Consider the following 439-nt stretch of genomic DNA (forward strand, 5'->3'; position numbering starts at 1 on the left):
TTTTAATTTTTTAACCCAAAAACTAAAGCAAATTCCTATCTCAAATTTTTTTGAAATTCCTATCTCAAATTCCAAAACCCTAAAAACAAAACTTAATCAGTGGAATCACAAATAATTTTGTGAGTGAAACGAGCAAAATTACAATTAAATTACGAAAAACTGCTGTTAAAAATCCATCAAGCTACGAAGCGTTAGCAAAGCAGGTTATGGATTTTAGGCAGTTTTTCCCTATAGAGCGTAGTCAGTGATGAGAAGTGGTTTAAGGGGAAGGCAAGGTTTAACTTCGCAAGTTAAGTCTTCTTCCCTTCTCCTTGAAAGAATTTAAATTTAAAGAAATATTTTTATTATAAAAAATCTTAAAAAATAAAACAAAAAAAATAAAAAGAGAAAAGAATTTAATTTAGGAATTTACTTTGGTTTTGGATTTAAAAAATTGAAA

Annotated in this window: 1 protein-coding gene; it reads left to right on the forward strand. The window is 27.3% G+C overall.

The annotated features are described in order from the left end of the window. Positions 1-119 precede the first annotated feature (119 nt). A complete protein-coding gene (locus AVBRAN12642_RS09795) occupies positions 120-248 on the forward strand; it encodes a hypothetical protein (protein WP_336608325.1) in 129 nt (42 codons plus the stop codon). Positions 249-439: the final 191 nt, after the last annotated feature.

It is taken from the genome of Campylobacter sp. RM12642, from assembly GCF_020137635.1.
GTDB lineage: Bacteria > Campylobacterota > Campylobacteria > Campylobacterales > Campylobacteraceae > Campylobacter_E.